This window comes from Streptomyces sp. PA03-6a (assembly GCF_033792765.1).
Taxonomy (GTDB): Bacteria; Actinomycetota; Actinomycetes; order Streptomycetales; family Streptomycetaceae; genus Actinacidiphila.
The window spans coordinates 1-7,684 of sequence record NZ_JARAVK010000342.1; the positions used below are offsets into that span (position 1 = coordinate 1).

10 protein-coding genes and 1 pseudogene are annotated in these 7,684 nt (G+C 74.1%); 7 read left to right on the forward strand and 4 right to left on the reverse strand.

Annotation, left to right across the window (positions count from 1 at the left end; all coding sequences use genetic code 11):
* Together PV350_RS42170 and PV350_RS42175 are read left to right on the forward strand one after the other, a co-directional pair.
* Positions 1–475, forward strand: a 475-nt coding sequence (locus tag PV350_RS42170) for an ROK family protein (protein ID WP_500338690.1), incomplete at its 5' end; no start/stop codon positions are given.
* A gap of 80 nt (positions 476–555) precedes the next feature.
* A complete protein-coding gene (locus PV350_RS42175) occupies positions 556–1,497 on the forward strand; it encodes a hypothetical protein (protein ID WP_500338692.1) in 942 nt (313 codons plus the stop codon).
* On the opposite strand, the gene PV350_RS42180 is transcribed toward PV350_RS42175, so the two are convergent.
* Positions 1,481–2,887 carry a hypothetical protein gene (locus PV350_RS42180; protein WP_500338693.1) on the reverse strand — a complete coding sequence of 469 codons (1,407 nt, stop codon included), beginning with the start codon at positions 2,885–2,887 and terminating at the stop codon, positions 1,481–1,483. The genes PV350_RS42175 and PV350_RS42180 overlap by 17 nt on opposite strands.
* A 197-nt stretch (positions 2,888–3,084) precedes the next feature.
* Positions 3,085–3,864, reverse strand: a complete 780-nt coding sequence (locus tag PV350_RS42185) for an HAD-IIA family hydrolase (RefSeq protein WP_499512058.1) — start codon at positions 3,862–3,864, stop codon at positions 3,085–3,087.
* Between the two features lie 192 nt (positions 3,865–4,056).
* Between PV350_RS42185 and PV350_RS42190 the strand changes: the two genes are divergently transcribed.
* Positions 4,057–5,037 (forward strand): hypothetical protein, encoded by a 981-nt coding sequence (locus tag PV350_RS42190; protein ID WP_500338695.1) that lies wholly within the window; start codon positions 4,057–4,059, stop codon positions 5,035–5,037.
* Between the two features lie 4 nt (positions 5,038–5,041).
* Positions 5,042–5,689: a class F sortase gene (locus tag PV350_RS42195; RefSeq protein ID WP_499512060.1), complete on the forward strand. Its 648-nt coding sequence runs from the start codon at positions 5,042–5,044 to the stop codon at positions 5,687–5,689.
* 22 nt (positions 5,690–5,711) lie between these two features.
* On the opposite strand, the gene bcp is transcribed toward PV350_RS42195, so the two are convergent.
* Positions 5,712–6,179, reverse strand: coding sequence for a thioredoxin-dependent thiol peroxidase (gene bcp, locus PV350_RS42200; RefSeq protein WP_499512061.1), 468 nt, complete (start codon positions 6,177–6,179; stop codon positions 5,712–5,714).
* A 100-nt stretch (positions 6,180–6,279) separates the two neighbouring features.
* Here bcp and PV350_RS42205 point away from each other — a divergent pair, with 100 nt between their 5' ends.
* From PV350_RS42205 to PV350_RS42215, 3 genes are all read left to right on the forward strand, one after another.
* A complete protein-coding gene (locus PV350_RS42205) occupies positions 6,280–6,603 on the forward strand; it encodes a DUF3618 domain-containing protein (protein WP_361801395.1) in 324 nt (107 codons plus the stop codon).
* 10 nt (positions 6,604–6,613) lie between these two features.
* Positions 6,614–6,952, forward strand: coding sequence for a GroES family chaperonin (locus tag PV350_RS42210; RefSeq protein ID WP_026251892.1), 339 nt, complete (start codon positions 6,614–6,616; stop codon positions 6,950–6,952).
* Between the two features lie 100 nt (positions 6,953–7,052).
* Positions 7,053–7,373, forward strand: coding sequence for a DMT family transporter (locus tag PV350_RS42215; RefSeq protein WP_089225959.1), 321 nt, complete (start codon positions 7,053–7,055; stop codon positions 7,371–7,373).
* 75 nt (positions 7,374–7,448) lie between these two features.
* Here PV350_RS42215 and PV350_RS42220 read toward each other — a convergent pair.
* A pseudogene (locus tag PV350_RS42220) lies at positions 7,449–7,684 on the reverse strand (hypothetical protein); the annotation flags it as partial.

A 7,684-nucleotide genomic window follows, 5' to 3' on the forward strand; every position in this document is an offset into this window, starting at 1 on the left:
GGGTGCCGGGGACTCGTTCGGCTATCTGCACCTGGGGACCGGCCTCGGTGCCGGCCTCGTGCTCGACGGCACCCTGCACCGCGGCGCCCGCACCGGCGCGGGAGAGTTCGGCCACCAGGCGGTCGCCCTGGACGGGCCGGTGTGCGCCTGCGGCAACCGGGGCTGCCTGGAGGCGCTGTGCCTGGCCGCCGTCGGCTGCGGCGACACGGCGCAGGCCGCGCGGCTGCTCGGCGTGGGCGCCGCCAACCTGGTCTCCCTGCTGGACATCGACCGGGTCGTGCTCGGCGGCCGCACCGTGCTGGCGGACCCCGTCCTCTTCGCGCGCGAGGTGGCCGCCGCCATGGACCCGCGCACCCTGCGGGCGGCCGGCCGCACGGTGCCCGTCACCGTCGCCACGGCCGGGCGGCGCGTGGTCGCCGAAGGGGCCGCGCTGCTGGCGCTGGCGCCGCTCTTCGGCCAGACGGCGGTCGGCTAGCCGCCCGTACGGGTGCGGGGGCGGGCCGCCGCCGCGTCGCGCGGTGATATCAGCGGATGACCGTGAGAGCTTCGCTGCCCATGAGGTGGTGCAGCGCTCTGGCCGTCGCGGCGGCAGCGGTCGTGGCGGCGGCCCCCCAGTCGGCCGCGGAGCCCTTCCCGGTCACCGCCCGGCTGCTGGGCGGTCCCCACACCTACACGGCGGGGGCCGGGCCCGAGGAGTTCCGGGTGGAACTGGAGAACACGTCGAGCGGGCCGCTGCGCGACGTGCACCCGGTCCTCGTCTTCGTCGACCGCGGACGGAAGCTGGCGCCCGATCAGATCCGCCTGGAGTACCGGGCGCCGGCCCCCGTCGCGGGACCGGGGAGCGCACGGGACCGCTCGTGGCGGCCGGTGGCCGTCGAGCGCACGGACAACGACGAGAACATCGCCGTGGTGGGCGGCAAGGACGGGCCGGGCACCACACTGCCGTCGCGCCGCAAGGTGGCGATCGCACTGCGGCTGCGCTTCACCGCGCCCACGCCCGCCGGACCGGTCACGGCGTCGGCCACGATCATGGAGCGCCGGGGCACGGACGGCGACTGGGTCGGGGAGTCCGCCGGCTACGACTTCGACGTCGTCCCCCACCGGGACGCCACGGCCGGGCCGCAGTCCCCGCGCCCCGGCCGGCCGGGAGAAGAGGGGCAGCCGGACGGCGGCGAAGGCGGGGACGGCGGCGAGGACACCGGACCGGGTGACGGGCCGGGCACGCGCCCGGGCGGGTCCCCGGCACCGGATCCCTCCGTGGGCGCCGGACCGGGCCCCGGTCCCGGCACCGGACCGGGTACGGGTCCCGGTACGGGATCCGGGCCGGCACCCGTACCGGGCAAGGGCGACGAGACCGCCCCGGGCAGCGCACCGGACACCCCACCGCGTCTGGCCGCCACGGGCGAACAGCACCGGGCGCCCGCGCTGATGCTCACGGGCGCCGGGGTGCTGCTGGTCATGGGCGGTGCGGCCCTGCGGTTCAGCCGCCGAGGGTGAACCAGCTGCTGCGGGACTTCTGCCACTCGGGGTGGCTGAGGTCCTTGGCCTCCTTGCCGTCCCCGTAGAGGTCGGCGGCGCCGTTGTCGGTCATCAGCTGCGCCCGGGCACCGGCCGCGGTCAGGTCCGGGACGTCCACGATGGCCTCCCAGGCGCCCGGGTCGGAGGTGGGCAGGTCGAGCAGCTTGACGGGCGCGCTGCCGGCGTTGCCGTCCCAGGAGTAGAGGGCGTACGGGTCGCTGTTGTCGTCGGCGGCCCAGGAACCGGCCAGGATCAGGTACTGCCCGGCGGCGTTGCGGCGGATGTCACGGACGCTGAGGCCGCCGAGGTCGAGCGTGACCGGGGTGCCGAAGGCGGCGTGGACGGAGGTGTTGGGCTTGCCGCCGACCAGCTTGTCGAGGTTGGTGACCGGCACCAGCAGCGCCTTCCCGCCGGAGGCCGGGGGCACCAGCGGGGCGCGGAAACCGATGTACGCGGTGCTGGTCGAGCCGGGGGCGAACTCCATGCCCTCGGCGTTGAAGCCGTCGATGGCCTTGGGTATCTCACCGGAGGCGGCGCCCGCGGCGAAGCCGTAGCGGTTGCCGGCCGCCTTGTCCCAGGCGATCAGGTCGGCGCGCAGGCCCTCGTAGTAGCCGGAGACGGTCAGCTGGGTGTCGGCGCCGCTGCCGGTGACGGTGGTGGCGAAGAGCGTGGAGCGGTCGGCCTTCACCTCGCCGTCCTTGTTGTTGCCCATGGAGCCGGTCCAGTAGATGGTGTCGCCCGCCCGGGTGCCGGCCTCGATGTCGATCTCGGAGGAGGCGCCGGCCTTGGAGCCGACGTCCCAGGTGCGCACGGGGGCGCCGGAGCCGTCGCGCCGGTACAGCCGCAGCACGTTGCTCTCGTCGTCGGCGACGACCATGTAGCCGCCGCCGACGTCCACGGCGGCGGAGGCGTCGCTGGAGCCGGTGGTGTACCGGGTGTCGGCGGCGTGGGTGACGGCGGCGGAGGCGGCGAAGTGCAGCGTCTTGGTGGCGGTCTTGCCGCCGAGGCCGGTCACCTTGACCGTCAGGTCGGCGTAGCCGCGGGCGCGGGGGGCGACCGCCAGGGTGCGGCTGCCGCCCGTGCCGGTGACGGTCACGTCGCCGGTGCCGGCGACCGAGGTCTTGGTGCTGGCGGAGGCGGCGACGGTGAGCGCCGAGGCGTCCGCGCCGCTCTGCGCGACGGTGACCGTGACGGTCGGGTCGGCGGTGGCACCGACCGCGCCGGAGAGGTACGAGGCGGACAGGGAGATCGTCGGGGTGCCGTACGAGGCGGCGCCCGCCGGGGTGCCGAGGAGCGGCACCATCGTGGCGGCGAGCACGGTGGCGACCGCGCCGGGGACGAGGGTGGCCGTGCGGGTGCGGGACAGCATCGGTGGACGCCCTTCCAAGATCGCTGGGGAAATGCGGGGAGAGCATGCTCCGCCGCCCCCAACTCCCGCCGCCCGGCGGATGATCATCCGGTGAACGTCCCGCGGCGCGGCGTCACCGTGCAGCCGCCCCGGATCGTGGAGGGTGCCACCCGCCCCCGGCCGGTCGCGGCCGGGGGCGGTGCCGTCGTCAGCCGAGGTCAGACGAGGTCGACGAGGTCCGCGATGGAGTCCACGACGGTGGTCGGCCGGTAGGGGAAGCGGTCGATGTCGCCCGCCTTGGTCAGGCCGGTCAGCACCAGGAAGGTCTGCATCCCGGCCTCCAGGCCCGCCAGCACGTCGGTGTCCATGCGGTCGCCGATCATGGCGGAGGTCTCCGAGTGCGCGCCGATGGTGTTGAGGCCGGTGCGCATCATCAGCGGGTTCGGCTTGCCGACGAAGTACGGGTCCTTCCCCGTCGCCTTGGTGATCAGGGCGGCGACCGAGCCGGTGGCGGGCAGCGCCCCCTCGGGCGAGGGTCCGGTGTTGTCGGGGTTGGTGGCGATGAACCGGGACCCCGCGTTGATCAGGCGGATGGCCTTGGTGAGGGCCTCGAAGGAGTAGGTCCGCGTCTCGCCGAGGATCACGAAGTCGGGTTCGTGGTCGGTCAGCACGTAGCCCGCGTCGTGCAGGGCCGTGGTGAGGCCGGCCTCGCCGATGACGTACGCCGTCCCGCCGGGGTGCTGGTCGTCCAGGAAGCGGGCCGTGGCCAGCGCGGAGGTCCAGATGTTCTCGGCCGGCACGTCCAGGCCGATGCGGCTGAGCCGCGCCGCCAGGTCGCGGGGGGTGTAGATCGAGTTGTTCGTCAGGACGAGGAACGGGCGGCCCGAGTCCCGCAGCCGCTTGATAAAGGCGTCCGCGCCGGGCACCGGGATGCCCTCGTGCATCAGGACGCCGTCCATGTCGGTGAGCCAGGATTCGATGGGCTTGCGCGCTGTCATGGCTGCGGACTCTAGTCCGGCCGGGTGACCTGTGCACATGCGCGCGGCGTCCGCCCCTTGTCCCCGGTCCGGGCGACCCCCCGACCCGTCCGGACCACCACCGCATGCGGGGGCCCGCGCGGGAAGGGACCTTCGAAACACCGGGGCCGACCAATCCGACGACGTGAGCCCGGTTGAGTGGAGGTTGTGATCATGGGCTCTGTCATGGGAGCCGTCCGCGTTCCCTTGTGTGCCGCCGCGGCGGCGACGCTGATCGCGCTGTGCGGTCCCGCCGCCGTGGCCGACGACGGCCCGGACGACTCCAGCGGGACCTCGTTCCAGTTCGGCGGAGGCGGCGGAGGTGGCGGAGGCGGGGGTGACGGGGACCAGGACGGCGGCAGCAACAACCCCCTCCTGCAGTTCGGCAACAAGGGCGACGACGACGGCCAGGACAACGGCCGGCAGAACAACAACAACAACGACGATGACGATGACGACGACAGCGGGCGCGGCAACGGCGACAACAACAGCGACAACGACCACGAGGACTCGGGCCGCGACAACGGCGGCCGGGACGACTCCGGACGCGACGACTCCGGCCAGGAGGACAACGACCGCGGGGACAACGGCTCGGACAACGGCCCGGACAACGACGGCGGCACCGGCGGCACCGGCGGGATCGGCGGGATCGGCGGCACTGGAGGCATCGGCGGGACCGGCGGCACTGGGGGCGTCGGCGGTGTCGGGGGCGTCGGGGGCGTCGCCAGCGGCCCGGTGAAGATCACCCCCGGTACGGCCGGCCCCGGCGGCGACGTCGACGTCCGCACCGACCAGTGCGACCGCGCCAAGACCGGCACCGTCAGCTCCTCCGCGTTCGTCACCCCGGTCACACTCGCCCCGGCCAGCGACGGCGGGATGTACGCCTCCGCCGTGGTCCGCTCCGGGCTGACCCCGGGCTCCTACCGGGTCTCCATCACCTGCGACGGCAAGTCCCACGAGGGCACGCTGGAGGTCACCGAGGCCGCCTCCGGCTTCCCGTCCGCTCCGGTCCCCGCGGGCGGCGGCGCCATGGCGGCGCACCCGGCCGCGGCGGAGCAGCAGCAGCCGGGCGTGCCCGGCATCGTGGCGGCCGGGGTCCTGGCCGTGGCAGGGGCCGCGGGACTGGTCGTGCACCGTCGCCGCACCCGGGACTGACCCGGTGCAGGGACGTACGGTCGCGACCCTCGCGACCATCGTGGTGCTCGGCGCGGCGTGGCTGAGGGGGTACGTCCACCCGGGCCTGCCGGGCTCCGGGTCGGGCGCCCCCGCGCCCGCCGCGACCGCGGACGCCGGAGCCGCGGGGCGGCCCGCCCAGGTCTACGCGGCGCACACGCCGCTGTCCCCGGCGCGCCCCCTGCGGATCGACATCCCCTCGGCCGGCATCCACGCCAAGCTGGTGGAACGGGGGCTCACCGCCGACGGCGCGGTGGACCCGCCGCCGTTCACCACGCCGAACGTGGCCGGCTGGTACGGGCGCGGTCCCGCCCCCGGGGACGCGGGGGCGGCGCTGATCGTCGGGCACGTCGACACCCGCACCAAGGCGGCGGTCTTCTACGCCCTGAGCACGGTCACCCAGGGCGACCTGGTGGAGGTCACCCGCTCGGACGGCTCGGTCGCCGAGTTCGCCGTCGAGGGCGTGGAGATCGTCGACAAGACGGGCTTCCGCCCGGACCGGGTGTACGGCTCCGGGGTCCGCCCCGAACTGCGGCTGATCACCTGCGGCGGCACCTTCGACCACGCCACCCAGTCCTACTCGGCGAACGTCGTGGTGTACGCGGCGCTGACCGGCTCGCACACCCGGGCGTGACCGGCCCCGGCCCGACGGGGCGTCAGATGCCCAGGTCGCGGATGAGCTTGGCGACGTGGCCGGTGGCCTTGACGTTGTACCAGGCGTGCTCGACCTTGCCCTGCTCGTCGACGACGACGGTGGAGCGGATCACCCCGGTCACCACCTTGCCGTACAGCTTCTTCTCGCCGAAGGCGCCGTACGCCTCCAGCACCGACTTGTCGGGGTCGGCGAGCAGGGTGACCTTCAGGGACTCCTTCTCGCGGAACTTGGCCAGCTTCTCCGGCTTGTCGGGCGAGATCCCGATGACGTCGTAGCCGGCGCCCGCGAGCAGGTCGAGGTTGTCGGTGAAGTCGCAGGCCTGCTTGGTGCAACCGGGCGTGAGGGCGGCCGGGTAGAAGTACACGACGACCTTGCGGCCCGCGTGGCCGGCGAGGGAGACCTCGTTGCCGTCGGCGTCGGGAAGGGTGAAGGCGGGGGCGGTGTCGCCGGGCTGGAGGCGCTCGCTCATGGTGCAGTTCTCCGATTCGGGGTGCCGACGGGCATCGGCACGGACGGGCTGACAGACTGTCTGCACGGTACCGGTCGACAAGGACGATGGAGGCGGAGCAGTGTCGGATGGCAGGAGCCCTGCTCAGATCGAGGCGGACATCGCCCTCAAGCGGCAGGCGCTCGCCGCGACGCTGGACGAGATCGCGGTGCGGGTGCACCCCAGCACGATCGCGGCGGACGCCAAGGCGAAGGTCGCCTCCGCGGTGGACCGCACCGCGGGCCGTGCGTACGTGGCGGTCAACCGGGGTGTGACGGAGCTGCGGGGCCACTTCGTGGCGGAGGACGGCGCGCCGCGCGTGGAGCGCATCGTGCCGGTCGCGGTGGCGGCGGTGGCGCTGGTCGCCGTGGTGGCCGGGCTCTCACTGCGCCGGCGACGCCGGTAACGTCGTACCTGTGAGTTCGAATACGCATGACAAGCTGCCCATCCGCATGCTGCACGACCGCGTGCTGGTGCGCTCCGACGTCCCCGAGGGTGAGCGGCGCTCCGGCGGCGGCATCCTGATCCCCGCCACGGCGGCCGTCGGCAAGCGGCTCGCCTGGGCCGAGGTGGTCGCGGTGGGACAGAACGTACGGACCGTGGAGGTCGGCGACCGGGTGCTCTTCGACCCGGAGGACCGGGCCGAGGTCGAGGTGCGCGGCACGGCGTACGTGCTGATGCGTGAGCGGGACCTGCACGCCGTGGCGGCGGAGCGGCTGCAGGGCTCGGAGGACTCCACCGGCCTCTACCTCTGATTTGTTATCGTCGTGTTCGTCCCCTGACGAGACGCGCCGTACCAGGGCCCATGCAAAGACGACGCCCCCTGACCCCTTGAGGATCGTGGAGGTGCCCGTCGTGGCATGGGTCCTGTTGTGTGCCGCCGGCCTGCTCGAGGTCGGCTGGTCGATCGGCATGAAGTACACCGACGGCTTCACCCGGCTGTGGCCCAGCGTCGGCACGGGGCTCGGCATCGTGGCGAGCATGCTGCTGCTGTCGTACGCGGCCAGGACGCTGCCGATCGGCACCGCCTACGGGGTGTGGGTCGGGATCGGGGCGGCCGGCGCGGCGGTGCTCGGCATCGTCGTGCTGGGTGAGCCGGCGACCGCCGCCCGGATCTTCTTCATCTGCCTGCTGCTGGTGTCCGTGGTCGGCCTGAAGGCGACCTCGGGGCACTGACCTGCGCTGACCCAGGCCCGCGCTGGGCCGCACCGGGCGCCGTCGGGGGAACCCCGGCGGCGCCCGGCCCTGTGCCTACCCGAAATCGTCCCCGCCGCCGGGGTCGCCGTCCAGGCCGCCGATGGGCAGTCCGCCGCCCTCGGTGCCGCCGTCCTCGCCGGGGCTGGCCGGGCCGCTGGGCTCGGTCGGCGTCTCGCTGGTGGGCGGTTCCTCCGTGCCGGGCGGCTCGGAGGACTCCGGCGGGGCCGAGGCCGTCGGCGGGGCCCAGACTGCCCCTTTAAAAAAATTGACACGTCCAAAAACAAGGCCCG